The sequence below is a fragment of the Rhodococcus sp. MEB041 genome, assembly GCF_030208955.1.
Classification (GTDB): Bacteria; Actinomycetota; Actinomycetes; order Mycobacteriales; family Mycobacteriaceae; genus Rhodococcoides.
The window spans coordinates 498,750-523,019 of sequence record NZ_JARVSZ010000002.1; the positions used below are offsets into that span (position 1 = coordinate 498,750).

21 protein-coding genes are annotated in these 24,270 nt (G+C 69.8%); 7 read left to right on the forward strand and 14 right to left on the reverse strand.

What is annotated here, in order from left to right:
• Nucleotides 1-10: 10 nt before the first annotated feature.
• The 4 genes from infB to rimP form a co-directional block, all read right to left on the reverse strand.
• Entirely contained in the window at nucleotides 11-2,884 is a 2,874-nt protein-coding gene (gene infB, locus QRN16_RS06320) for a translation initiation factor IF-2 (protein WP_285185089.1), read from the reverse strand.
• A gap of 186 nt (nucleotides 2,885-3,070) precedes the next feature.
• Nucleotides 3,071-3,484, reverse strand: a complete 414-nt coding sequence (locus QRN16_RS06325) for a YlxR family protein (RefSeq protein WP_374197734.1) — start codon at nucleotides 3,482-3,484, stop codon at nucleotides 3,071-3,073.
• Nucleotides 3,433-4,437, reverse strand: coding sequence for a transcription termination factor NusA (gene nusA, locus QRN16_RS06330; protein ID WP_027505075.1), 1,005 nt, complete (start codon nucleotides 4,435-4,437; stop codon nucleotides 3,433-3,435). The genes QRN16_RS06325 and nusA overlap by 52 nt, the downstream gene beginning before the upstream one ends.
• Before the next feature lie 4 nt (nucleotides 4,438-4,441).
• Nucleotides 4,442-5,056 (reverse strand): ribosome maturation factor RimP, encoded by a 615-nt coding sequence (gene rimP / locus QRN16_RS06335; protein ID WP_027505074.1) that lies wholly within the window; start codon nucleotides 5,054-5,056, stop codon nucleotides 4,442-4,444.
• A 162-nt stretch (nucleotides 5,057-5,218) separates the two neighbouring features.
• On the opposite strand from rimP, the gene QRN16_RS06340 reads away from it, so the two are divergent.
• Both QRN16_RS06340 and QRN16_RS06345 read left to right on the forward strand, forming a co-directional pair.
• A complete protein-coding gene (locus QRN16_RS06340) occupies nucleotides 5,219-5,758 on the forward strand; it encodes a hypothetical protein (protein ID WP_231476265.1) in 540 nt (179 codons plus the stop codon).
• The gene (locus QRN16_RS06345) at nucleotides 5,755-6,201 is read left to right on the forward strand and encodes a ferritin-like domain-containing protein (protein ID WP_027505072.1); all 447 of its coding nucleotides are present in this window, start codon (nucleotides 5,755-5,757) and stop codon (nucleotides 6,199-6,201) included. Before QRN16_RS06340 ends, QRN16_RS06345 begins: the two co-directional genes overlap by 4 nt.
• A 25-nt stretch (nucleotides 6,202-6,226) precedes the next feature.
• Here the strand turns inward: QRN16_RS06345 and QRN16_RS06350 are convergent, their stop codons facing one another.
• Nucleotides 6,227-6,733, reverse strand: a complete 507-nt coding sequence (locus QRN16_RS06350) for a hypothetical protein (RefSeq protein ID WP_056444993.1) — start codon at nucleotides 6,731-6,733, stop codon at nucleotides 6,227-6,229.
• Nucleotides 6,730-8,484 carry a proline--tRNA ligase gene (locus tag QRN16_RS06355; RefSeq protein WP_285185090.1) on the reverse strand — a complete coding sequence of 585 codons (1,755 nt, stop codon included), beginning with the start codon at nucleotides 8,482-8,484 and terminating at the stop codon, nucleotides 6,730-6,732. Before QRN16_RS06355 ends, QRN16_RS06350 begins: the two co-directional genes overlap by 4 nt.
• Nucleotides 8,485-8,528: 44 nt before the next feature.
• On the opposite strand from QRN16_RS06355, the gene yaaA reads away from it, so the two are divergent.
• Together yaaA and QRN16_RS06365 are read left to right on the forward strand one after the other, a co-directional pair.
• Nucleotides 8,529-9,272 carry a peroxide stress protein YaaA gene (gene yaaA, locus QRN16_RS06360; protein WP_027505070.1) on the forward strand — a complete coding sequence of 248 codons (744 nt, stop codon included), beginning with the start codon at nucleotides 8,529-8,531 and terminating at the stop codon, nucleotides 9,270-9,272.
• Nucleotides 9,269-10,495: a DUF2786 domain-containing protein gene (locus tag QRN16_RS06365; protein WP_285185091.1), complete on the forward strand. Its 1,227-nt coding sequence runs from the start codon at nucleotides 9,269-9,271 to the stop codon at nucleotides 10,493-10,495. The genes yaaA and QRN16_RS06365 overlap by 4 nt, the downstream gene beginning before the upstream one ends.
• Here the strand turns inward: QRN16_RS06365 and QRN16_RS06370 are convergent.
• From QRN16_RS06370 to QRN16_RS06380, 3 genes are read right to left on the reverse strand one after another with little or no spacing between them, the layout of a single operon-like run.
• Complete coding sequence (locus QRN16_RS06370; protein WP_285185092.1) at nucleotides 10,486-11,943, reverse strand: MFS transporter; 1,458 nt, start codon at nucleotides 11,941-11,943, stop codon at nucleotides 10,486-10,488. The two genes, QRN16_RS06365 and QRN16_RS06370, sit on opposite strands and share 10 nt — an antisense overlap.
• An 8-nt stretch (nucleotides 11,944-11,951) precedes the next feature.
• On the reverse strand, nucleotides 11,952-13,184 hold the full coding sequence (gene cobA / locus QRN16_RS06375; protein WP_285185093.1) for a uroporphyrinogen-III C-methyltransferase: 1,233 nt from the start codon (nucleotides 13,182-13,184) through the stop codon (nucleotides 11,952-11,954).
• Between the two features lie 35 nt (nucleotides 13,185-13,219).
• Nucleotides 13,220-14,902, reverse strand: a complete 1,683-nt coding sequence (locus QRN16_RS06380) for an alkaline phosphatase D family protein (protein ID WP_027505066.1) — start codon at nucleotides 14,900-14,902, stop codon at nucleotides 13,220-13,222.
• 151 nt (nucleotides 14,903-15,053) lie between these two features.
• Here QRN16_RS06380 and QRN16_RS06385 point away from each other — a divergent pair, with 151 nt between their 5' ends.
• A complete protein-coding gene (locus QRN16_RS06385) occupies nucleotides 15,054-15,470 on the forward strand; it encodes a helix-turn-helix domain-containing protein (RefSeq protein ID WP_027505065.1) in 417 nt (138 codons plus the stop codon).
• On the opposite strand, the gene QRN16_RS06390 is transcribed toward QRN16_RS06385, so the two are convergent.
• From QRN16_RS06390 to mqo, 5 genes are all read right to left on the reverse strand, one after another.
• Nucleotides 15,443-16,855: a cobyrinic acid a,c-diamide synthase CobB gene (locus tag QRN16_RS06390; protein WP_027505064.1), complete on the reverse strand. Its 1,413-nt coding sequence runs from the start codon at nucleotides 16,853-16,855 to the stop codon at nucleotides 15,443-15,445. The genes QRN16_RS06385 and QRN16_RS06390 overlap by 28 nt on opposite strands.
• Complete coding sequence (gene cobO / locus QRN16_RS06395) at nucleotides 16,849-17,469, reverse strand: cob(I)yrinic acid a,c-diamide adenosyltransferase (protein WP_027505063.1); 621 nt, start codon at nucleotides 17,467-17,469, stop codon at nucleotides 16,849-16,851. Before cobO ends, QRN16_RS06390 begins: the two co-directional genes overlap by 7 nt.
• Nucleotides 17,470-17,480: 11 nt before the next feature.
• On the reverse strand, nucleotides 17,481-19,379 hold the full coding sequence (locus QRN16_RS06400) for a VWA domain-containing protein (RefSeq protein ID WP_285185097.1): 1,899 nt from the start codon (nucleotides 19,377-19,379) through the stop codon (nucleotides 17,481-17,483).
• Nucleotides 19,380-19,596: 217 nt separating this feature from the next.
• The gene (locus tag QRN16_RS06405) at nucleotides 19,597-20,082 is read right to left on the reverse strand and encodes a GNAT family N-acetyltransferase (protein WP_027505061.1); all 486 of its coding nucleotides are present in this window, start codon (nucleotides 20,080-20,082) and stop codon (nucleotides 19,597-19,599) included.
• A gap of 12 nt (nucleotides 20,083-20,094) precedes the next feature.
• The gene (gene mqo / locus QRN16_RS06410; RefSeq protein ID WP_081821172.1) at nucleotides 20,095-21,654 is read right to left on the reverse strand and encodes a malate dehydrogenase (quinone); all 1,560 of its coding nucleotides are present in this window, start codon (nucleotides 21,652-21,654) and stop codon (nucleotides 20,095-20,097) included.
• A gap of 158 nt (nucleotides 21,655-21,812) precedes the next feature.
• Here mqo and QRN16_RS06415 point away from each other — a divergent pair, with 158 nt between their 5' ends.
• Both QRN16_RS06415 and mtr read left to right on the forward strand, forming a co-directional pair.
• The gene (locus tag QRN16_RS06415) at nucleotides 21,813-22,853 is read left to right on the forward strand and encodes an alpha/beta hydrolase (RefSeq protein WP_027505059.1); all 1,041 of its coding nucleotides are present in this window, start codon (nucleotides 21,813-21,815) and stop codon (nucleotides 22,851-22,853) included.
• A complete protein-coding gene (gene mtr, locus QRN16_RS06420; RefSeq protein WP_056445014.1) occupies nucleotides 22,850-24,259 on the forward strand; it encodes a mycothione reductase in 1,410 nt (469 codons plus the stop codon). The genes QRN16_RS06415 and mtr overlap by 4 nt, the downstream gene beginning before the upstream one ends.
• Nucleotides 24,260-24,270 lie beyond the last annotated feature (11 nt).

Genomic DNA, 24,270 nt, shown 5'->3' on the forward strand with positions numbered 1-24,270 from the left:
TTCTCGTCGATCAGTCGCGCGGCTTCTCCCGAAGCTCGTACGCCTCCACGACGTCTCCGACCTTGATGTCGGAGTACGTCACCGTCAGACCACACTCGTAGCCCTCGCGGACCTCGGTGGCGTCCTCCTTCTCGCGCCGGAGCGACGAGATGGTGACGAGCTCGGCGACCACGTTGTTGTCACGCAGCAGTCGAGCCTTCGCGTTGCGGCGCACCAGACCCGAGGTGACGAGGCAACCGGCGATGTTTCCGACCTTCGAGGAACGGAACAGCGCGCGGATCTCGGCCTGGCCCAGCGTGACCTCTTCGTAGACCGGCTTGAGCAGACCCTTGAGCGCCTTCTCGATCTCGTCGATCGCCTGGTAGATCACCGAGTAGTACCGGATGTCCACGCCCTCGCGGTTCGCCAGCTCCGTCGCCTTGCCCTCGGCACGGACGTTGAAGCCGATGATGATCGCGTTGGACGCCGACGCCAGGTTGACGTTGGTCTCGGTGACACCACCCACGCCGCGGTCGATGACGCGCAGTTCGACCTCGTCGTCGATCGCGATACCGACGAGCGCCTCCTCCAAGGCCTCCACGGTGCCGGAGTTGTCGCCCTTCAGGATCAGGTTGAGCTGCGACGTCTCCTTCAGTGCGGCATCGAGATCGTCGAGGCTGATCCGCTTGCGCGACTTCGCTGCCAGCGCGTTGCGCTTGCGAGCGTTGCGGCGGTCCGCGATCTGACGGGCGATGCGGTCCTCGTCGACGACGAGCAGGTTGTCACCGGCACCCGGCACCGACGTGAAGCCGATGACCTGGACGGGACGCGACGGGAGCGCCTCGATGACGTCCTCGCCGTGCTCGTCGACCATGCGACGGACGCGACCGTAGGCATCGCCGGCGACGATCGAGTCACCGACACGCAGGGTTCCGCGAGCGATGAGCACGGTGGCCACCGGTCCGCGACCACGGTCGAGATGTGCCTCGATGGCGACACCCTGTGCGTCCATGTCCGGGTTGGCGCGCAGATCGAGCGCCGCGTCGGCCGTCAACAGCACTGCTTCGAGAAGGGCATCGATGTTGGTGCCCTGCTTGGCCGAGATGTCGACGAACATCGTGTCGCCGCCGTACTCCTCGGCGATGAGGCCGTACTCGGTCAGCTGCTGCCGGATCTTGTCCGGGTTCGCGCCTTCCTTGTCGATCTTGTTGACCGCGACCACGATCGGCACGTCTGCTGCCTGGGCGTGGTTGATCGCCTCCACCGTCTGCGGCATGACGCCGTCGTCGGCCGCGACCACGAGGATCGCGAGGTCGGTGGCCTTCGCACCACGGGCACGCATGGCCGTGAAGGCCTCGTGACCGGGGGTGTCGATGAAGGTGACCAGACGCTCGTTGCCCTCGAGCTCGGTGAGGACCTGGTAGGCACCGATGTGCTGCGTGATGCCACCGGCCTCGCCCTCACGCACGGTGGCGTTACGGATCGAGTCCAGCAGTCGCGTCTTGCCGTGGTCGACGTGACCCATGACGGTGACCACGGGGGGACGCTGCTCGAGCTCGTCCTCGCCGCCCTCGTCCTCGCCGTAGGTGAGGTCGAACGAGTTCAGCAGTTCGCGGTCCTCGTCCTCCGGGCTCACGACCTGGACGACGTAGTTCATCTCGCCGCCGAGCAGCTCCAGCGTCTCGTCGTTGACCGACTGAGTCGCCGTCACCATCTCGCCGAGGTTGAACAGCGCCTGCACGAGTGCAGCCGGGTTCGCGTCGATCTTGTCCGCGAAGTCGGACAGCGATGCGCCGCGAGCGAGACGGATCGTCTCACCGTTGCCACGGGGCAACCGCACGCCACCGACTGCGGGAGCCTGCATGGATTCGTACTCGGCGCGCTTCGCCCGCTTCGACTTGCGGCCACGACGGACTGCGCCGCCGGGACGACCGAACGCGCCTGCCGCGGCACCGCGCTGGCCGGGACGGCCACCGCCACCGGGACGACCACGGAAGCCGCCACCGGCAGGTGCGCCGGCACCGGGAGCGCCGGGTGCACCGCCGCCGCCACCGCGGTAACCGCCGCCGCCACCGGCACCGCCGGGACGACCGCCCGGTGCGCCGCCGGGACGACCCGGACGACCGCCGGCTGCGGGAGCCGGACGAGCCGAGCGGCTCGGCATGGCACCCGGGTTCGGGCGGGGAGGCATGGAGCCGGGATTGGGACGGGGTCCGCCGGGGCGAGGTCCACCCTGACCTGCGGGGGGACGACCTGCTCCACCCTGAGCGGGTGCGCCGCCGGCCGGACGAGGTCCACCCTGGCCCGGAGCCGGACGCGGGGCGCCGGGTCGCGGACCGGCCTGTCCCGGAGCGGGACGCGGCGCGGGGCGCTCGACGGGTGCGGACGAGTAGGGATTGTTGCCGACGCGCGGTGCCTTCGGTCCCGGCTTGGGGCCGGGAGCAGCGGGCGCTGTGGGCGCTGTGGGCGCCGACGCTGCCGGTGCCTCGGGGGCGGGTGCCGCCGGAGCAGCCGGTGCCGCGGGAGCGGCAGGTGCTGCGGGTGTCGGAGCCGGGGCAGCGGGTGCCGGGGCGGCGGGAGCCGACGGGGCCGGAGCCTGCGCGGCGGGCGCCTCGGATGCTGCTGCGGCCGGTGCCTCGGGGGCCGCCGGAGCCGGCTTCGGACCGGGGCGGGGGCCGCCCGGCTTCGGGCCTGCGCCGTTTCCGGACGGACGGGCGCCGGTCGACGGTGCCGCGTCGCCGGACGCGGACGGGTACGACTCACGGAGACGTCGCGCGACCGGTGCTTCCACGGTCGACGACGCCGACTTCACGAACTCGCCCTGCTCTTTCAGCCGAGCGAGTAGATCCTTGCTGGTGACACCGAGTTCTTTAGCCAACTCGTGCACGCGGGCCTTGCCTGCCACTGCTCTCCTCACTGAGAGGTCGAGCGCGGCTCCTATGGCAGGCGCCCGCACGACCTCGGGTTATCTCGAAACGATGTTCATCGTCGGTGCTTCACGGTGTGCTCATGAATTCGTGTACCTGTTCTCCTCGTGGCGCGGCGAGGTGCCGCGACCGTTCGGCCGGTCGATCGGGTGTGGTCCACACCGTCACGGTGCGAACTCTCGGGCAAGCGCGGACAGGTCCAGCGGACCGGTCACGCGCAAGGCACGCCCGAAGGCTCGACGTCGCTCCGCCTGCTGCAGACAAGTCGCGTCGGGATGCAACCATGCACCCCGGCCGGGCAGTCTGCGGCGATGATCGACCACGGCACCGACCGTGCCGGTGTCGGAGACGCCGGCGACGATCCGCACCAAGGCGGAAGGCGACTCGCGCTGTCTGCATCCTACGCACGTACGCACCGGTCCAGCTGGTGCGGACGCGGTGTCGTCGGACAACGCGTGTCGAGCCGTGTCACAGTCTAACGCGGATTCGGTCCGGTTCGGAACGTCGCCCGCTCGCGCGCGCCGACTCAGTGATCGTCCTCGGTCGGCGCGGCGTCGCTCCGGATGTCGATACGCCACCCGGTCAGGCGCGCGGCGAGCCGCGCGTTCTGACCTTCCTTGCCGATCGCGAGCGACAACTGGTAGTCGGGCACCACCACACGCGCGGCGCGGGCAGCCGCGTCGACGACCGTGACAGAGACAACCTTCGACGGTGACAACGCATTCCCGACGAACACGGCGGGATCGTCGTCGTAGTCGATGATGTCGATCTTCTCGCCGGCCAGCTCGCTCATGACGTTGCGGACACGCTGGCCCATAGGACCGATGCACGCGCCCTTGGCGTTCAGGCCGGACACCGACGTCCGCACGGCGATCTTCGACCGGTGTCCCGCCTCGCGGGCCACCGACACGATCTCCACGGACTCGTCCGCGATCTCCGGCACCTCGAGCGCGAACACCTTGCGGACCAGGTTGGGGTGCGTCCGGGACAGGGTGACCTGCGGGCCGCGATTGCCGCGGGTGACACCCACGACATAGCACTTGATGCGGTCGCCGTGCTCGTACGTCTCACCGGGCACCTGCTCCGCCGGCGGGATGGTCGCGTCCACGCCCTCGGAGTCGCTACCGATCCGCACCACGACCGTGCCGCGTGCGTTCAGCCGTGCGTCGGCCTGGATGACACCGCCGACGATCTCGCCCTCGTGCGTCGAGTACTCACCGAACGACTTCTCGTTCTCGGCGTCCCGGAGTCGCTGCAGGATGACCTGACGCGCGGTGGTCGCGGCGATGCGACCGAACCCCTCGGGGGTGTCGTCCCACTCGGAGACGAAGTTCCCGTTCTCGTCGGTCTCGCGTGCCATGACGCGGACCTCGCCACTCTTGCGATTCACGTCGATGTAGGCGTCGGACCGGTGACCGGCCGTGTGCTTGTACGCGGTGAGCAGCGCACTCTGCAGCGTCTCGATCACCGCGTCGATGGTGATGCCCTTCTCCGCCTCGATCGCGCGGAGGGCAGTCATGTCGATGTTCACGTCGTTATCGGCTTTCGTCGTCTGTGTCGTCGTCTTCGTCACCGGAGACGGGCTCCTCCGGCGGGTTCAGCGGATCGAAGCGTCCGGGCGTGACGCCGCCCGCCATCTCGAGCTCCGCAGGATTGGGCTTCTTGAACTCCACCTGCACGGTGGCCGACGTGACCGCGTCGAGCGGCACGGTGCGCAGCGTCGGACCGGTGCGCGAGCGGAGAACGAGATCCAGTTCGGTCGTACCGCCCTCCGAGGTCCTGAGCTCCCCGACGCGGGCGTCGATCGTCTCGTCCCCGAGCACGACGGTGACCATCCGGCCGCGAGCACGACGCCAGTGGCGAGGCTCGGTCAGGGGTCGGTCGACACCGGGCGTGGTCACCTCGAGGTTGTACGCGGTATCCCCGAATTCGGTTGCCGCGTCCAGGATGTCGGAGATCTCGTGGCTCAGCCGAGCGAGCGCGTCGAGCTCGAATCCGGAATCCCGGTCGACGATCACCTTGACGACGCTGTGAGCACCGGCCTTCGACACGGTGACGTCCTCGAGATCGAGATCGCCGTCGGTGAACCCCGGGCCCGCCACGTGTGCGGAGAGGAGTGCGACGACCCTCTCCCTGGATGGAACCGGCATCGCTCGACCACTCCTCGCTGAAGTTGTACAGCTCGCCACCGGCGAACTGGGAAGGGACCACGATACCGCGACCGGGGCGCGTCTCCCGACACGCTGCGTCGTCGCGCCGAGAGTGCTCGTGTCCGGCGCGGGGACGGTGTCCGTGTCTGGCACGATGACCGGGTGCCACCGACAGTTCCGCACCGACCGGTCTTCCTGCACGGCCGCAGTCTCCCGACGCTCTCGCGGCGCACGATGTTGCGCGGTGCGGGAGCAGCGGTAGCGGGCACGACGATCCTCGCCTCGACGGTCGCGTGCTCGGACGGTGCGCAGGACGACGAGGCGGCGCAACCCGATCCGCTCGCGGCCCATGCCGCCCGGGCCCGCCGCGACGCGGCCGCCGCGACGGCGGCGATCGCGCAGAACCCGGCGGCGGTCGACACTCTCACCGTGATCGCCGATCAGCGGACCGCCCACGCCGACGCGCTCGACACCGAGATCGCACGTCTCACTCCCCCGCCCACGGTGTCGGAGACCGCCGCTGCGGCGACCGGCACTGCCGAGCCGGTGTCGGCTCCGGCACTCACCGACTTGTCCGCGGCGCTGTCGGACGCGGGCCGCAGCGCAGCCGACGACGCGCGTGCGCTGTCCGGTTACCGAGCGGGCCTGCTCGGGTCGATCAGTGCCGCGTGCACGCTGGCGTCCGCGGCGGTGGCCGGATGAGTGATCTCGGACCGGAGCAGCAGGCCCTCGTGGACGCACTGAACGTGGAGTTCGCCGCCGTCTTCGCCTATGGCGTCATCGCGGCGTTCTCGAACCCCACCCGCGATCCGATGGTCGCGCAGTACGCCGCCGACCACCGAGCGCGGCGCGACGGCACCATCGACGCCCTGACCGCGGCCAGCGTCACCGCACCGGAGCCCGCGGCCGGGTACACGGTGCCGTTCCCGGTGACCGACGCGGTGGCGGCGGCACGGCTCGCGGCGCAGGTCGAGGACGACGCCGCAGTCGCCTGGCGGTCGGTCGTCGAACGGGCCCAGTCCGGGCACACCCGCGACATCGGCATCGTCGCCCTCACGGACTCAGCTCGGCGCGCCTCGGCGTGGAAGGCGATTCTCGGCATCTTCCCGTCGACGGTGGCCTTTCCCGGCACTCCGGCGACCTGACCCCTCCGCCGGTCGGGACCTCGACTCAGGGTTGATCGGTCACGGCGGCGACGATCACCGCGGTGCCCGCAGTCCACGACGCCGCGGCGAGCCGTGGGTGACCGTCGACCATGTCCTGCACCGCTGTCCACGTCGCCCCGTCGGCGTCACCTGTGACCACCACGGCGGTCCCGGGTCGACCGAGCACCAGCGCCCACTCGAGGTACTGCACGGCCTCGGCCGCACCGGCCCGCGAGACGTCGGCGGACACCACACCGAAGGTCGTGTCGTCGTCCGTGCGGAGCTGCGGCAACGATCCGGCGGGTTCGCCGGCGACAATCTCCACCCGGCCTCGTGCCGCCTCCGTGTCGGCCTGGACGGCCGCGACGCTCTCGTCCGCGGCGAGCACCACGACGGAGCCGCGCTCGCCGACCGCGTCGGCCGCGAGAGCGGCCGATCGTCCGTGTGTCGGCGCGATCAGCAGGACTCGGCGAGCGTCGACGAGCCGGGTCAGGACGGCAGGGAGAGACTCGCTCGACGACGAGGTGCTCACACGGGTCGCCCGACCGCGCGCAGGACCTCCCGGCCCGCCGACTCGGCCGGAACGTCGCGAGCCTCACCGGTGAAGCGATCCTTCAGCTCGACGGTGCCGTCCGCCCAGCCGCGACCGAGGACGACGACGAGCGGCACACCGATCAGCTCGGAGTCCTTGAACTTCACACCGGGAGACACCTTGGGACGGTCGTCCAGGACGACCTCGAGTCCGTGCGCGTCGAGTTCGACGGCGAGCGCCTCGGCACCCTCGCGCGCGCCCACGTCCTTGTTGGCGATGACGATGTGCACGTCGGCGGGTGCGACGGACGCGGGCCACCGCAGACCCTTGTCGTCGTGCATCTGCTCGGCGATGACAGCCACCAGGCGAGACACGCCGACGCCGTACGAGCCCTGGAGCAAGCGGGTGGGCTTGCCGTTCTCGCCGAGGACGTCGACCGCGAAGGCGTCGGTGTACTTGGTACCGAGCTGGAAGATGTGGCCGATCTCGATGCCGCGAGCGGACACCAGTGCGCCGCGGCCGTCCGGGGAGGGATCACCGTCGCGCACCTCGGCGGCCTCGATGGTGCCGTCCGCGACGAAATCGCGGCCCGCGACCAGATCGACGACGTGCTTGCCCTTCTCGTTCGCGCCGGTGATCCACGCCGTGCCGTCGACGACGCGAGGGTCGACGAGGTAACGCACGTCGTTGTCCTGCAAGGCCTTCGGTCCGATGTACCCCTTGACGAGGAACGGATTGGCGGCGAAGTCCGCGTCGCCCAGCATGACGAACTCGGCGGGGGCGAGGGAGGCCTCGAGTCGCTTCTCGTCCACGTCACGATCACCGGGAACGCCGATGGCGAGCAGTTCCCACTCACCGCCGGGGACGCGTGTCTTGAGCAGCACGTTCTTGAGCGTGTCCGCCGCGGTGACCGTGCGGCCGAGATCCGCACCGTTCGCCCAGTCGACGAGGGTCGCGATGGTCGGGGTGTCGCCGGTCTCGTGCACCGTCGGTTGCGGCAGGCCCTCGAGGGGGATCGACGGCGGAGCCGGCGTCGTGACGGCCTCGACGTTCGCGGCGTACCCGGACTCGACACACCGCACGTAGGTGTCCTCGCCGACGACCGATTCCGCGAGGAACTCCTCGGACGCGCTCCCGCCCATCGCACCGGACGTGGCCGCGACGATGACGTAGTTGACACCGAGGCGCTCGAAGATTCGCTGGTACGCCTCGCGGTGGGCCTCGTAGGAGGTCTTCAGACCCGCCTCGTCCAGATCGAACGAGTACGAGTCCTTCATGACGAACTCACGGCCGCGCAGGATGCCGGCCCGCGGACGCTCCTCGTCGCGGTACTTGGTCTGGATCTGGTACAGCGTGACCGGCAGGTCCTTGTAGGAGCTGTACTCCCCCTTGACCGTCAGCGCGAAGAGCTCCTCGTGCGTCGGCCCGAGCAGCATGTCGACGCCCTTGCGATCCTTGAGCCGGAACAGCCCGTCGCCGTACTCGGTCCAGCGGTTGGTCACCTCGTACGGTTCGCGCGGCAGCAGCGCCGGCAGCGAGATCTCCTGGCCACCGATCGCGTTCATCTCCTCGCGCACCACCTGCTCGACGCGGCGCAGCACCCGGAGCCCGAGCGGCAGCCACGAGTACACACCGGGAGCGATGCGGCGGACGTAGCCGGCGCGCACCAGGAGCTTGTGGCTCGGTACCTCGGCATCGGCGGGATCGTCGCGGAGCGTGCGCAGGAACAGGTGGGACAGACGGGTGATCACAGGCGCACAGCCTAGTCCGTGGGTGTGTCGGTACCGTTCCTGCCGTGCTCGTTCTTCTGCCACCGTCCGAAACCAAGTCCGCGGGCGGCCGCGGTGATCCGCTCGATCTCGACCGGCTGTGGCTCCCGCAGCTCACCGACGTCCGATCGACGCTGGTGAACGCTCTCGTGTCCCTCGCCGACGATCCCGCGGCCTCCCGCACGGCCCTGGGACTCTCGCCGAAGCAGGACGACGAGATCGAGCGCAATGCGGCCCTGACGGTCTCGGCGACGAGACCGGCTCTCGAGCGCTACACCGGAGTGTTGTTCGACGCGTTGGACGCGGCATCGTTCACCCGCGCGCAGAAGGCCAGGGCTCGGCAGCGCCTCGCGATCGGGTCCGCCCTCTTCGGTGCGGTGCGAGCGGACGATCCGGTTCCGGCGTACCGGCTCTCGGGCGGGTCCGCACTGCCCGGGCTCCCCACGCTCCGCGCCCTGTGGAAGCCGGTGCTGCCCGCGGCGGTCACCGCCGCGGCCGACGGTCTCGTCGTCGATCTGCGCTCGGGAATCTACCGCGACCTGGGCCCCATACCCGGCGCGGTCACCGCCACCGTGCTCACCGAGCAACCGGACGGATCCCGCACCGTCGTCAGCCATTTCAACAAGCATCACAAGGGACTGCTGGCGCGGGCGCTGACCGTCACCCGCGCGGAACCCACGAGCGCACGGGCCGTCGCCGCGGTCGCCGTCCGTGCAGGACTCCGAGCCGAGGTCGCATCGCCGACCGAGGTGATCGTGCTGACCGAATGAACCCGGTCCCGGAACTGCTGCAGCGCGGCGCCGATGCCGCCGTAGGTCGCACCGCCTCGCAACGCGTGGTGGACGACGTCGCGGACCAGTTGGTCGCCTGCACCGACGCGGATCCCCTCGCTCAGGGGTCCGTCACGCTCCTGTCCACGATCACGGCGCTGTACGAGGAGGGGTGGCAACCGCTCGACCTGCTGCACGTCGTCCGCCGCCACTGCACCGCCGAGGTCACCGGACTCGCCGCGGCGGCCCTCCTGCACGAGGCCGAACTCTCCGACGCCACCTCGCGCGCACCCGAGAGCTGGGTGCGCCAGGTCGAGGCGATCCGGGCGCTGCGCCCGGACGTCGAGTCGCCCGTCGACGCGTCTCCGAGTCTGCTCGCCGCGCGTCTGCGCCTCGGCGGTGCGTCCGACTACATCGCCGTCAGTGACCAGTGGATCGCCGTGCTCACGCTGCTCGGGCGGTGGCAGAGCCTGCCCCGACTCACCCGGATCGGCGCGCTGCCGTCGCAGTGGCCGTCGGCCCGGACCGCACGCCTGCTGCCGCCCGACACCGTCGTCGGGTCCGGCATGCTCGGGCGCATCAGGGGGCTTCTCGCCAAGGCGGACTCGACCGAGTTCGAGGAGGAGGCCGATGCGTTCACCGCGAAGGCGCAGGAACTGATGACGAAGTACTCCGTCGACACCCTCGTGCTCGCCGAGGGCCGGACCGACGTCGTGAGCAGGCGTGTGCACGTCGACAATCCGCACGCGGATGCGCGTGCCCAATTGCTGCACGTGGTGGCGACGGTCAACCGCACCCGGGTGGTCTGGGACACCGATCACGCCCTCGCGACGGTGGTGGGTGCACCCGTCGACGTGGAGCAGACCGAGATGCTCTTCACCTCCCTCTCGGTGCAGGCGGCGCGCGCTCTGGCTCGCGCTCCCCGACCGGCTCGGCGGAAGAAGGCCGCATCCGGCTTCGACACCGCGTTCCTGTGGGCCTATGCCGTGCGGCTGGGTGAACGCCTCGCCGAGTCGGACGCGCTGGCCCTCGCGGAGGCGAGTCGCCGGTCCGGCGAATTGCTGCCGATGCTGGCGACGCAGACGGTGGCCGTCGAGGCAGAGGTCGAGCGACTGTTCCCGGCCACCCGGTCGGTCCGTGGACCCCGGCTGGACCTCGCGGGATGGGAGTCCGGGCGCGCGGCGGCGAACGAGGCGGACCTGCCCGCCGACCGTCAGCGGTGAACCGCGTCCTGGGCTGCCTTGGCCTGGGCGACGTCGGCCGCGCTGTAGCGGATGAACAACGCCGAGACGGCGGCGACCGCGGCGAGAACGGCGCAGCCGAGAAGAGCGAACGTGTAGCCCTCTCCCAACGCGACGATCTCCGGCCGGGTCATGTCGACGGCCGAGCCCGTCCGACCGCCCAGTGAGAGCGTCTTCGACGCCGCCATCGCGCTGACCACAGCGAGGCCGAGTGGGCCACCCAGGTTCTGCGCGACGAGCGAGATGGCGGTGAGTGGCCCGATGTTCTTCTGGTCGACGTTGGCGATCGCGCAGAGCGGGAGGGCGATGACCGCCAGTCCGACGCCGAAACCGATGCCGCCGATGGGGAGGAACAGGTTCTTCCAGTACGTCGACTCCACCGTGATGGTCGACGCGAAGATCAGGTACCCGACGGTGAGGACCGCGCCGGTCGCGATGATCCAGCGCGGTGCGACCCGCGGCGCCAGCCACGACGACGCGACGGCGGCGAGCGCCATGCCGCCACCGAACGGGATGAACGAGATGCCGGCGCGCAGCGGGCTGTAGTCCAACACGTCCTGGACGAACACCGCGACGATCACGGTCATCGCGAACAGGGAGCCGCCGGAGAAGAAGATGGCGACGAAGGTGGCGACTCGGTCCCGGTCGCGGAAGAGTTCGAAGGGCAGCAGTGGGTTCCTGGCGCGCCGCTCGACGGTGAGGAACGCGAGCAGCAGGAACAGACCGACGACGATCGCGGTGAGGGTGACGACGTCCGTCCAGCCTCGTTCCGGACCCTCGACGATGCCGAACACGACACCGGTGGATCCGAGCGTCGCGAGGATCGCCCCCGGCACGTCGAGGGGTGCCCGTTCGCCGGCCGTCTCGGTGAGCGCGCGCCATCCCAGGGCCAGGATCGCGAGACCGATCGGCACGTTGATGAGGAAGATCCACCGCCACGAGACCTCGGTGAGCGCCCCGCCGATGATGAGACCTGAGAAGGAGCCGACACCGGTCATGGCCGCGTAGATGGCGATGGCCTGATTGCGGACGGGCCCCGGCGCGAACGTGGTCGCCACCAGTGCGAACGCCGTGGGCGACGCGACCGCGGCGCCGGCGCCCTGGATCACGCGGGCCAGCACCAGCATCGCCTCGTTCTGCGCGAGTCCGCAGGCCGCGGACGCCACCGTGAACAGCGCGACTCCGACGAGGAACATGCGCTTGCGTCCGAAGGCGTCGCCCATGCGCCCGCCGAGGAGCATGAGCCCGCCGAAGGCCAGTACGTACGACGAGACCACCCAGTTGCGACCGGCATCGCTGAGGCCGAGTTCGGCCTGCAGCGGAGCGAGCGCGAGGTTCACCACGGTGCCGTCGAGCACGGCCATCAACTGCATGCCGCTGAGCGCGATGATCGCGAGTCCGAAGGCCCGCTCGGTCACGGGATACGTCATCGGCCGGGTCACGAGGCTGCGCCGATCACGGCCGCGGCGTCGAATCCCGCCACCGGTCCGATGACGATGATTGCCGGGGGGCGCACGTTCTCCGCACGCACCCGCTCGGCGACGGTGGTCAGATCTGCCCGCACCACCCGCTGCGACCGCGTCGTGCCCTCCTGGACCACCACGACCGGCGTGTCCGCGGCGCGCCCGTTCTCGACGAGCACGTCCGCGAAGGCTCCGATGCGCTCGACCGCCATGAGCAGCACGATGGTGCCGCGCAACCGGCCCAGGGACGGCCAGTCGATCAGCGAGTCCGGGTGATCCGGGCGCAGATGACCGCTGACGACGACGAACTCGTGCGTGACGCCACGATGGGTGACCGGGATACCGGCGGCGGACGGCACCGAGATGGCGCTGGTGATGCCGGGAACGACGGTGACGGGAATGCCCGCTGCGGTGCACGCCTCGAGTTCCTCGTATCCGCGGCCGAAGACGTAGGGATCGCCGCCCTTGAGTCGGACCACGAACCGGCCGGCGCGGGCATGCGTGATCAACGAGTCGTTGATGGCCTCCTGTGCCATGAACCGGCCGTACGGGATCTTCGACGCGTCGATCACCTCGACGTGCGGTCCCAGTTCGGCCAACAGCTCGGGCGGCGCGAGACGGTCGGCCACCACCACGTCGGCACGCGCCAGCAGGCGGCGTCCCCGCACGGTGATGAGGTCCGGGTCTCCAGGTCCACCGCCCACGAGTGCGACCCCCGCGATCGACTTCTCCGGTGCGTCCGCGATGGCCCCGGACTGCAGCCCGTCCAGCACGGCGTTGCGCACGGCGGCGGACCGGCGATGCTCTCCGCTGGCGAGCACGCCGACGGTCAGACCGTCGTACTCCGCGCTGGCAGGCGTGACCGCCGTGCCGTCTCTCGCCACGTCCGCGCGCACGCAGAAGATCCGGGAGCGCGCCGCTTCCGCGACGATGGCCGCGTTGGTCTCGGCCTCGTCGGTGCAGGCGATGGCGTACCAGGCCTCGTGCAGATCGCCGTCGCGATAGTCGCGCAGCTCCAGCTCGATCTGACCGAAGCTCGCCATGCCCTCGACGGCCGGGGTGGCCTCGCGGGTGATGACGACGACCTTCGCACCGCACGACACCAGCAGCGGGAGCCGCCGCTGCGCGACACTGCCCCCACCGACGACGACCACGCGACGACCGGCCAGATCGAGCCCTGCGAGGTAGGGAGAATCGGTCGCGTCCACGTCGGAAGACCCTACCTGTCGTGGCACGGGCACGATCAGCGCTGCCGCACCCCGGACGGCGTGAGGTCGTAGCGAGCCGTGGTGCTGAGCGTCTGACGCCCGTTCACCACCGCGGCGTGGTTCACTTCGAGACGCAGCGCCTGCGAGTCCGTGGTCAACGACATCACCCCGTTGTCGAACCAGGGACCCGCCTCCGTGCTCCACTCCGCGTGCACGGGTTCCGCCTTGGCTCCGCGCGCCAGGCGCGCGAGCATCCTCGCCACCGGGCGACGGATCGCCAGGCGGTTGACCGCCCGGATCGGCAGGTTCAGTGGATTGCGGAACGGCGACATCGTCAGCTGGTACAGAGACGTCGACGTCGACACGCGGGTCTCCGCCTTCGCGACGTAGGAGCAGTGCACATCACCCGACAACCACACGACCGACTTCGGCGCGTCCGGTCCCACGACCACCTCGTCGACCAGATCCACCATGTCGCCGAACGACTTTCCGAACGCGGCCCAGTGCTCGAGATCGAGCGCGATACGCAGCTTCTCCCCGATCCGACCGAACCGCTTCCCCCACGCGCCCTGCGCCACCGCTTCGTTCCACTGCTCCACCGCGTGCAGCCCCGGAAGCATGAGGAAGGGCAGCGAGGAACCCAGGAGCACGTGCTCCTTGCCCGACTTCAGCGTGTGCTCGCGCACCCATGCCCACTCGACGTCGTCGACCATGGCCCTGCGCTCGGGCGACAGGTCACGCGAACACCGGCTGTCGATCATCACCAGACGCGTGTTGCCGATGTCGCGGTGATAGCTCCAGCGCGCCGAGGACGGTTCCGCGTCCGCCTTCAGGGCGAACTCGGCGAGCAGCGTCTCACGCTCGGAGTCGCTCGCGGCGGATCGCACGGCCGCGTACATCGCGTCGTCCTCGAGTTCGCGCGGGGACAGGTTGCCCAGGTGTTGGTAGACCCAGTACGAGGAGAAGGCGCCGATCACGCGGTCCTCCCACCAGGACGCCTGTGTCACCTCCGCGCGCCAGTCCGCGGAGGAGTTCCAGTCGTCCCGCAGATCGTGGTCGTCGAGGATCATGCACGTCGGGACCGTGGCCATCAGTTGGCGGACGCGGTCGTCGCCCCACGACTCCTGGTAGAGCCAGGTGTACTCCTCGAAGTCGCAGATCTCGTCCTCGACCTCCTCCGAGCGGGCGCCGGCAGCACGTTCGCCGGCCTCGCGCCGGGCGTGCAGGCGCTCGACGATCTCGGGCGACGGATCGTCCGCGTAGACCTGATCGCCGAGGAAGACCAGGAGATCCGGCCAGGTGTCGGGCTCCTCGCTCGCGACGCGGTCGGCGAGCCCGACCAGCGCGTCGGCACCGATGCGCGTCAGCGCCTCGTCGCTGTAGGTGTCACCCCGCCGACAGGATCCGAAAGCGACGGTGACGGGCTCGTCGTCGCACATCGTGTGCACGACGGCCCGGCGGTCGGGAGTGGGCCACACCTGCTCGCCGTCGATCGCGACGGTGTAGTCGACAAGGGAGTTCTGCGGCAGATCCTCGACGGCGACGAGGGCGTAGTGGTGCCCGTGGAGACCCCACGTGCGCTCGTCCACCGAGGCGCCCGAGGACGTGGTGACCGTGACGGTGCAGGAGTGCGACGTCTCCACCCAGAAGGTCGCGCGATCGGTACTGACGTAGCGGACGAACGGCCCCAGGATCAGTCTCTGGTCGATGTCGGTCATTCGATCCAGATTGCCACCAATGCCCGATTTCCGCGCCGTTCACCGGCAACCTGTCGGAAAAATCTCCCGACGACATGTCCGGGAAAAGCCGCCACGGGGCACGTAGATGTCCCAATTGACGTGTGCGACAGGGGATGTTTACGTTGTTTGGATGACTGTGCGGATGTATTCGGTCGACGATGTCGCCGACATGCTGGGGCTGCACGTGCGCACCGTCCGCGGCTACGTGCGGTCCGGGCGCCTTCCCGCCGTCCGCATCGGCAAGCAGTACCGCATCTCCGGCGAGGACCTCGAGACGTTCACCGGGCAGGCCGCCTCCACACTGCGCACCGAGCATCGCGTCGAGGTCACCTCGATCGTCGACATCGACACCGTCGACCGCGAGACCGCGGATCGGCTGACCGCACTGCTCGCCAGAGCCACCGGGGACGCGCGACCCGACAGTGAACCGTTGCGCGTCAACACCGCCTACGACGCGCAACGCGACCGGCTCAAGGTCGTCGTCCTCGGCGCCCCGCGGGAGGTGTCACGGCTCCTGGACTACCTGGAGGGACTGCTCGCGGCGTGATCGGTGGACGGCCGGCAGGCCGCCACGAACCGAGCGAATCCCCGGGCCGTCGCCACCGGATGGGTGTGCAGATACGACGCGTGCACCCGTCCGCCGGCGCCGACGGATCCCTCCTGCACGGTGCTGCCGTCGCGCCGCCAGGCCCACGCGGGTTCGAACGATCCCGACCGGACGACGTGGGTGCGGTGGAATTCGTGGCCGGTGATGCGCTGGCCGACGTCGAACATCACCGACCCCGTCAGCGCCACCGCGTCTCGATAGCCGAGGGTGAGCCGCGACCCGAACTCGACGTCGAGGTCCAGCACTGCCGCCATGCGGTGCCCGTCCAGCGAGGTGGCCAGGTACAGGAGGCCCGCACACTCACCGTGCACCGGCCACCCGGCGTCGGCGAGAGCCCGGATGTCGTGCAGCAGTGGCTCGTTGGCGGCCAGCTCGGCGGCGTGGAGCTCGGGGAACCCGCCGGGAACGACCAGGCCGGTGGCACCCTCGGGCAACCGGTCGTGGCGCGGGTCGAACACCGCCACGTCCGCTCCCGCGGCACGCAGCACCTCCGGTTGCTCGGCGTAGCCGAACGTGAACGCCGGGCCACCGGCGACGGCGACCACCGGACGCGGACCCTCGATCCGCACCCCCACCGCGGCGTCCGGACTCCACGGCTCCGCCGTCGGAACCTGCGCCGTCGCCGCGATGCGAGCGAGAGCGTCGACGTCGACATGGCGCGACACCAGCTCGGTCATCGCCGCGACGGCGTCGACCGCGGCGGAGCCGTGCTCGGCTGCGGTCACCAGGCCGAGGTGACGCGACGGCACCTCGAGCGCGCCGGCGCGAGGCACCGACCCGATCACGGGAACGCCGACCCGGTCGCAGGCCTGTCGCAGCACCGCCTCGTGTCGCTCACTGCCGACCCGGTTCAGGATCACCCCGGCGACGCGGACCGAGGGGTCGTACGTCGAGAACCCGTGGACCAGCGCGCCGATGCTCTGGCTGTGCCCTCGCGAATCCACCACCAGAATCACCGGCGCACCGATCGCGGCGGCGACCGCGGCCGTGGACCCCTCCGCAGCGGGTCCGGTGGCGTGGGGGTCGATGCGACCGTCGAAGAGACCCATGACGCCCTCGACGACCGCGATGTCGCACCCGCTCGCACCCCAGCGCAGCGCGGGCACCATCGCGTCGCGGCCCGTCATGACGGCGTCGAGGTTGCGACCGGGCCGTCCTGCGGCGACGGCGTGGTACCCGGGATCGATGTAGTCCGGGCCGACCTTGAACGGAGCGACCCGCCGGCCGGCGGCGCGCAGTGCGCCCATGATGCCGGTGGCTATGGTGGTCTTTCCGCTGCCGGACGAGGGGGCCGCGATGACGACGGCGGGCAGATCGTTCACCATTCGATGCCGCGCTGACCCTTGCGACCCGCGTCCATGGGGTGCTTGATCTTCGACATCTCGGTGACCAGATCGGCGGCGTCGAGCAGCGCGGTGGGTGCGTTGCGGCCCGTGATGACGACGTGCTGGTTGCCGGGCCGGTCGGTGAGGGTGCGCACCACGTCGTCGACGTCGATCCACCCCCAGTGCAGCGGATAGGTGAACTCGTCGAGGACGTAGAAGCGATGCCGTTCGTCGCGGATGCGCGCCGCGATCTCCGCCCACCCTTCGCGGGCGTCCTCGGCATGGTCGACCTCGTCGCCGCGCTTGCGCGACCAGGACCATCCCGAGCCCATCTTGTGCCACTCCACGGCGCCGCCGACGCCGGTCTCGTCGTGCAGATCACCGAGGGTGCGGAACACCGACTCCTCGCCGACCTTCCACTTGGCGCTCTTGACGAACTGGAAGACCGCGACGTCGAAGCCCTGGTTCCAGGCGCGCATCGCCATGCCGAACGCGGCAGTGGACTTCCCCTTTCCGGGGCCCGTGTGGACGGCGAGGATGGGGAGGTTGCGACGCTGCCTGGTGGTCAGGCCGTCGTCGGGAACGGTGCCGGGTGCCGGAACTCCCTGTGGCATGGAGAATCTCCTCAGGCTGCGGCCCGGACGACGCCGGCCACGCTCGCCGACGACAGTTCGGGCAGTGAGATGTAGGTGCCGCGCAGGGCGGTCGCGAGGTCACGGGCGAGTCCGAGGCGAACCATGCCGGACTCGCAGTCGACGACCACGGAGGCCACCTTGTCCGCGGCCAGCAGTGCGGCGGCGTGGCGGGCTCGTCCCACCGGATCGGGCCCACCGGTGGCTCGGCCGTCGGTCAGGGTGACGACGAGGGCACGACGACCCGGCTCCCGGACCCGCTCACGTGCGACGACGTCGCGTGTTGTCAGGAAGCCCGACGCGAGCGGCGTTCTGCCACCGGTGCGTACGTCGCGGAGTCGGGTGACGGCGACGTCCACCGACCGGGTCGGCGGGAGGATCACCTCCGCGTCGCTGCCCCGCACCGAGACGACGGCGACGCGGTCGCGGCGTCGGTAGGCGTCGCGCAGCAACGACACGACGGCACCGGTGACCGCAGACAGGCGGTCGCGCGCCGCCATCGAGCCGGAGGCGTCGACGACGAAGACGATCAGATTGCCTTCGCGCCCTTCGCGATCGACGCCGCGCAGGTCACCGCCCGCGATGGACAACCGGCCGGACTCGGCCGCTCCCCTGCGCTCCGCGGCACGCATCAGAGTGCCGACGAGATGGAGTGAGCCGCCAGTGAAGTCGGTCGCACGCACGACACGACCCGAGGACACCCGCGCGCGTGAGCGACGGCCGGGTGCGCCGTCGCCGACACCGTCGATCTGCAGGAGCCGGGCATCGAAGCCGTCCCCGGACGCGGCGGTTCCGGAGCTGCCACCGGTCGACGGCCGCGGAGGCGGTTCGTCGGCCGACGGTGCATCGTCGGAGCTCGACTGTTCGGGAGCACCGTCCTCGGCAGCGGGATCGGGTGCGCCGCCGCCGTCCGGGTCGGGATCGGGATCGGGCTCCGGTTCCGAACGTCGCACGTCCTCGTCCGCCTGCGACATCGCGTCGTCCAGCTCGCCGTCCGCGAGTCCGGGAGCAGCGAACGGATCGCGCCGACGCCGATGGGGCAACGCCAGTTCGACGGCGACGCGCACGTCGTCCTCGGTCACCGTGGTGCCGCCCCGCCACGCGGCGTGAGCGGTCGCGGTGCGCGCGACGACGAGGTCACCGCGCATCCCGTCGACGTCGAAGGCCGCACACACGGCCGCGATACGACGCAGTTCCGAGTCGGGCAGCTCGACGTCGGCGACACGGTCCCGCGCACCGGCGATGCGGGCCGCGATCTCCGCGTCGGCGTCGGCATGCGCCTCGGCGAACGCCACGGCGTCGCGTTCGTAGTCCAGTCGGCGACGGACGACCGTCATCCGCGTGTCGACGTCGCGGGAGGCGGAGACGTCCACGGCGAGGCCGAAGCGATCGAGCAGCTGCGGGCGCAGCTCCCCCTCCTCGGGGTTCATGGTGCCGACCAGCACGAAGGTCGACGGGTAGGAGTGCGAGATACCGTCCCGCTCCACGTGTACCCGGCCCATGGCTGCCGCATCGAGCAGCAGATCGACGAGATGGTCGTGGAGAAGGTTGACCTCGTCGACGTACAGCAGGCCACGGTCCGCTGACGCGAGCAGGCCGGGGGTGAAGGCGCGTTCGCCGTCGCGGACGATGCGCTCGAAGTCGATGGACCCGACGACGCGGTCCTCGGTCGCACCGACGGGCAGTTCGACGAGCCGAGCGGGCCGGGTGCCCGCCGAGTCCGTGACGGGAGGCATCAGCGCCGTCAGCGCACGCACGGCGGTCGATTTCGCCGTGCCCTTCTCACCGCGTACGAGCACGCCGCCGATGCCGGGGTGAACGGCACAGAGTGAGAGCGCCAACAGCAGTCGGTCCTGACCGACGATGGCAGAGAACGGATATCCGGGATTCACGCGTGTGGTCCTGTTCGACCTCGGTGACCGCGCCGAGGAGTCGAGACGATGCTGCGCGTGGTCTCCTCACGCAGCAGTGACACGAACGCTCGGCGATCTGGCTCCGTGATCCGACCTCCTGAAGGAGGCCGGACCACGTCACAGTGGCGGGACCGCGCCCGAGTCACACGGGCTTCTCCGAGACGTTCGTCGGTTGTTCAGTGTCGGTGCAGGCGAGTCAGTTCTTGTCGCCTTCGCTCCAGGGACTGCCGCCGCCGCGCCGCATGGGCGTGTGCGGGATGCCGTCCTCGAGAACTTCCTGGCCGTCCGGGTAGAAGCCGTGCTTTGCGTACATCTCCACCAGGTAGCTCTGCGCGTTGATGCGGCACGGGGACGACCCGACCTCCGCGAGCGCAGCCCGCAGCAGACGCGTGGTGTGGCCCTGCCCGCGCGAGGAGCGGTGGGTGCACAGGCGCCCGATGCGGAACGACTTCTCGCCGTCGTCGTGCTCCTCGAGGAGACGCAGTGTGCAGACCACGCTGCCGTCGCGCTCGAGCCAGAAGTGGCGGGTGTCGGAGAGCAGGTCCTTACCGTCGAGCTCGGGGTAGGCGCAGGCCTGCTCCACCACGAACACCTCCACGCGCAGCTTGAGCAGCTCGTAGAGGGTCTCGTTCGACAGGTCGAGTGCCCAGGATCGCTTGAGTGTTGCAGTCGCCGTCGTCATGTGATGGTGGTATCACACAGTTCCGGAGTGCGCGACCTGCCGGCCGGTGGCCGAGGTCGTGTCGAGCTGCAGCACTCGCGTGGTGTGCGACCAGATCTCGTCGAACAGACGCGGGTTCTCGGCCAGCTTGGTGCCCAGGGACGGAACCATGTCCTTGAGGGTCGGCTCCCACGAGCTGTACCTGTCGGAGAAGCAGCGCTTCAGCACGTCCAGCATCGCCGGCACGGCGGTGGACGCGCCGGGTGACGCCCCGAGCAGGCCCGCGATGGTGCCGTCGCCCGCGTTGATCACGGCGGTGCCGAACTCGAGCACGCCGCCGCGACCCTTGCGACGGATCACCTGGACTCGCTGTCCGGCGGTGACCAGCTCGAAGTCCTTGCCTTGAGCGGACGGCATGAACTCCCGCAGCGTCTCCACGCGGTCGGTCTCAGACTGCAGCAGCTCGGTGACGAGGTACTTGGTGAGGGCCATCTCGGTGACACCGACACCGAGCATCGAGAACAGGTTGTTCGGCTTGACCGAGTTGACGAGATCGGTCATCTTGCCCTGCTTGAGGAACTTGGGCGACCAGCCGGCGTAAGGCCCGAACAGGAGCCCGGGCTTGCCACCGATGACGCGGGTGTCGAGGTGCGGCACCGACATCGGGGGCGCACCGACCGAGGCCTTGCCGTACACCTTGGCGGAGTGCTGCTCGACGAGCTCGGGGGTGGTGCACCGCAGCCACTCACCGCTGACGGGGAAACCGCCGAAGCCCTTGGCCTCCGCGATGCCCGACTTCTGCAGGAGGTGCAGGGCGCCGCCGCCCGCGCCGACGAAGACGAACTTGGTGACGATCTTGCGCGTGACGCCGGTCCGCCCGTTGTAGACCTTGACGGTCCAGGTGCCGTCGGAGTTCTTGGACAGGTCGCGGACCTCGTGCCCGAAGTTGACCGACGCGCCCTCCACCGCGAGGTGGTTGAGGAGCTGCTTGGTCAGTGCGCCGAAGTCGACGTCCGTGCCGCCGTCGGACCAGTTGAGCGCGATCGGATCACTGAAATCGCGCCCCTTCGCCATCAGCGGGAGGCGACGGGCGAACTCGGTCTCGTCGTCGATGTACTCCATACCGGGGAACAGCGGGTTGCCCGAGAGCGCGTCGTACCGCGCTCGCAGGTACTTCACGTTGTCCTCGCCGTGCACGAAGCTGACGTGCGGGATGGGGTTGATGAAGTTCTTGGGGTCGGCGAGCACGCCGGCCTCCAGCGCGTGCGACCACCACTGCCGCGAGACCTGGAACTGCTCGTTGACGTTCAGCGCCTTGCTGATGTCGACGGAGCCGTCCTTGCCCTGCGGGGTGTAGTTGAGCTCGCAGAGGGCGGAGTGGCCCGTGCCGGCGTTGTTCCACGGGTCGCTGCTCTCCGCGGCCGCGGCGTCGAGACGCTCGAAGACGGAGATGGACCAGGTGGGCTCGACCTGACGGAGGAGCGTGCCCAGCGTGGCGCTCATGATGCCCGCGCCGATCAGGACGACGTCGGTCCTCTCCACCTTCGATCCCGACTTGGTGCCGGACTGACTGTTCTGATCGTGTTCGCCCACTGCTGGATCGACTTCCTTCGTCCATCGGCACTCCCGACAGGGAGTGCGGTGCGGATGCTGCTGTCCGCGGCGCCGTGCCGCGTCACCGCGACAGTCACCGTCTCTGTACCCGATTGTGCCCCTCGCCACCCCTGCGAAGCGGCCATTACTGTGTGAGTGTGACTACATGGGCGCCCGATGTACTCGGTGACGATTACGAGCAACTGACCATACCGCTCGGCTCCGACCCGGACGGCGAGGGCGAGGTGCGGGCCACTCTCGTGCGCCTGACGCGGTCCGTGACGGGTTCCGCGACGCCGAAGGGCGCAGTTCTCTACGTGCACGGTTTCACCGACTACTTCTTCCAGCGCCATCTGGCCGAGCACTTCGCCGATCTGGGACACGCGTTCTACGCACTCGATCTGCGCAAGTGCGGACGCTCCATCGGCGAGGGGCAGTCGCCGCACTTCGTGTCCGACCTGGCGCTGTACGACGAGGAACTCGACCGGGCGCTGGCGATCGTGCGCGAGGAGACGGGCGCCGAGGTCCTGATGGCGGCGCACTCGACGGGCGGCCTCATCGTCCCGCTGTGGCTCGATCGTCTCGAACGCACCCGAGGGGGCGCCGCTGCCGCCGGCATCTCCGGTCTGGTGCTGAACAGTCCGTGGTTCGACCTCCAGGGCCCGCCTCTGGTGCGCAGTGTCGGAACCGTCGCGATCGGTGTCCTGGGCCGCGTCGCTCCCCTGCGCGCGTTGCCGGGCCAGGGTCTGGACACCTACGGACTCTCCATCAGCTCGGGTGGCAACGGCGAGTGGGACTACGACCTGTCGTGGAAACCGTTGGCAGGCTTCCCCATCAAGCTCGGCTGGATCCGCGCGGTCCGTCGCGGCCACGCGGAACTGCACCGGGGACTCGACATCGGCGTACCGTCCCTGATCCTGCGTTCCAAGGTCACCCGCTTCTCCAAGACGTACGTGCCGGACGTCGACGCCGCGGACGCCGTTCTCGACGTCCGACAGATCGCGCGGTGGGCGGGATGCCTGGGCAACCGCACGACGATCGTGCCGATCGAGGGCGCCCGCCACGACGTCTTCCTCTCCACACCCGAGCCGCTGGAACGCGCCTTCGCCGAGATGGACGACTGGCTGCGGCACCGCGGCAGCGGGTTGTCCGACGCGCCCTCGGGCGGCGACCACGCAGAACTGGCGACCGGATCGTGAGCGCCACGGCGGACACCGGGTCCGATGTCCAGCATTTCGACCTCGCGATCATCGGAACCGGTTCCGGCAACTCGATTCTCGACGAGCGCTTCGACGGGTTGACAGTCGCGATGTTCGAGGAGTCCATCTTCGGCGGCACCTGCATCAACGTGGGATGCATCCCGACGAAGATGTTCGTCTACGCGGCGGAGGTGGCCCGCGCTGTCACCACGGCGTCGAAGTACGGCATCGACGCCCACATCGACAAGGTGCGGTGGACCGACATCGTGGACCGCGTCTTCGGCCGGATCGACCCCATCGCGGACGGCGGGGAGAAGTACCGCCGCGAAGGTTCGCCCAACGTGACGCTGTTCAGCAGCCACGCGCGCTTCGTCGGACCGCGCCGTATCGACACCGGTGACGGCCGTGTCGTCACCGCCGACAAGGTCGTCGTCGCGAGCGGCTCGCGTGCCACCGTCCCCGATTTCATCCGCGACAGTGGCGTCACGTTCCACACCAACGACGACATCATGCGGCTGCCGTCCCTTCCGGAGCGGCTGATCGTGCTCGGGTCGGGCTACATCGCCGCGGAGTTCGCGCACGTGTTCTCGGCCCTCGGCTCGCACGTGACGGTCCTGGCACGCAAGGAGCGCCTCCTCCGCAAGTCGGATCTCGAGATCTCGCAGCAGTTCACCACGCTCGCGCAGGACAAGTGGGACGTCCGGCTCTCGGTCGATGCCACCGGTGTCCGTCAGGACGGCGACGACGTCGTGGTGTCCCTGTCGGACGGCACCGAGGTACGCGGGGACGCGCTGCTGGTGGCGATCGGTCGCGCTCCCAACGCCGATCAGCTCGGCGCCGACGAGGCGGGCATCGACCTGCACGACGACGGCCGCATCGCGGTCGACGAGTTCGGCCGCACGTCGGCCGAGGGCGTCTTCGCACTCGGCGACGTCTCGTCGCCGTACCAGCTCAAGCACGTCGCCAATGCCGAGGCGCGTGTGGTGCAGGAGAACGTCCTGAAGCCGTCGTGGGACGACACGACGGGGTGGAAGCGCTTCGATCACCGCTACGTCCCCTCCGCGGTGTTCACCGATCCGATGATCGCCGAGGTGGGTCTCACCGAGCAGGAGGCTCGTGACCAGGGATACGACATCGCGGTCAAGGTCCAGAAGTACGCCGACGTCGCGTACGGCTGGGCGATGGAGGACGACGAGGGTCTCTGCAAGGTGATCGCCGACCGCGCGACCGGCCGTCTGCTGGGCGCGCACATCATCGGTGAGCAGGCGCCGACCGTGATCCAACCGCTGATCCAGGCCCTCACGTTCGGGCAGTCCGTCCGCGACGTCGCACGGGGCCAGTACTGGATCCACCCGGCACTGCCCGAGGTGGTCGAGAACGCGCTCCTCGGACTCGATCTCGACTGATCGGACGCCGG